Raw genomic sequence first — 1,328 nt, forward strand, 5'->3', positions numbered from 1 at the left:
GGGGTGTAGAAGGAATCTCAATGAAAGGACAGATGTGAAATGGAGAGAACAGCAACAGTCAAAGTAGATGATCTAATTACTGAAATTGAAATTCAAAAGGATGAGACCCTAACATACTTAAACATCCAGACAGGAGAAGTAATAACATTATCGAGAGAAGAGATGAGAGCGGCAGAAGATGAAGAGCTGCTTGACAATTATCCGGATTGGGAACGAGAGAACATTGAACAAGCCATAAAAATTATAGAGGATGAAGACGAGGTTTACCTCGAATTCACATTAAGAAACGAGTTCCATGAGTATGAACTAATAGAAGAATTTATTGAGACATTAGACAAAGCAGAGGTTCGAGAAAAATTGTTTGGAGCTATTCAAGGAAGAGGAGCATTTAGAAGATTTAAAGATGGAATCATTGAACATGACGTCGAAAGACAATGGTATGAATTCAAAGAAAAAAAGGTGAAGGAATTAGTTATGGAATGGTGTAAAGAGAAGGGTCTTGTAATAGAAGAATGAAGTGTTATTTATTGGGAGGATAAACATGGCTTTAGACAATTAGATATCTCTACAAGAGTCAAGCCGTCAGTCAATTTGTATAAGGAGGAACCTTCATTTGAAATGGGACGATCATTCCCATACCCCATACTGTCATCATGGTAGTGGCACTTCACAAGAAGAATATTTAGAACGAGCGATTAATTTAGGATTCGAGCGTTACACGCTCAGTGAACATGCCCCTTTACCATTGAACTGGATCGATGATGCTTCGTTATATAAAAGGCTAGCAATGCCTTACAGTGAGCTTTCTCTGTACATCGAACATGCCAAGCATAAAAACAAGAATACAATGGAAAGATAGATGTTGCTGTTGGTTTAGAGCTAGATTACTTACCAGGTAAACTTGATTTCACTGAAAGAATAATAGATGACTTTGATCAGGATTTAGAAGACATTATTTATTCTGTGTACTATATACCCGGTATGGGTGGAATGTGATTAATTGATTACCGACCAGATTATTTTAAAGAATATATATTAAAGCATTACGGAACGATGGAGAAGGTTGTTGATGAGTACTACAACTATATTGAAGAAGCAATTGAGTGGATCTCCCAATTCTCTATACGGAAAAGAATTGGACATATTAATCTAATTGAAAAATTTAAAACCGTCTTGCCTGAAATAGATGAAGGGCAAATCAAAGATCGCATGGAGAAAATTATTCCGCTCCTCCTTAGAATGAATGTTGGACTTGATGTGAACACGGCAGGATTAAGGGTAGATACATGTGGGAAAGCGTATGTACCTGAATGGTTCCTGATTAAATG

The 1,328-nt window shown here is 36.7% G+C and carries 2 protein-coding genes and 1 pseudogene; all 3 read left to right on the plus strand.

The genetic code is table 11. From position 1 onward, the window contains the following. Window positions 1-39 precede the first annotated feature (39 nt). On the plus strand, window positions 40-516 hold the full coding sequence (locus AC1DSE_RS35360) for a UPF0158 family protein (RefSeq protein ID WP_477529132.1): 477 nt from the start codon (window positions 40-42) through the stop codon (window positions 514-516). 97 nt (window positions 517-613) lie between these two features. Continuing rightward, a complete protein-coding gene (locus AC1DSE_RS35365) occupies window positions 614-859 on the plus strand; it encodes a PHP domain-containing protein (RefSeq protein ID WP_441880893.1) in 246 nt (81 codons plus the stop codon). Between the two features lie 194 nt (window positions 860-1,053). Continuing rightward, a pseudogene (locus AC1DSE_RS35370) lies at window positions 1,054-1,328 on the plus strand (histidinol-phosphatase HisJ); the annotation flags it as partial.

This window comes from Paenibacillus sp. 01L418, from assembly GCF_056400045.1.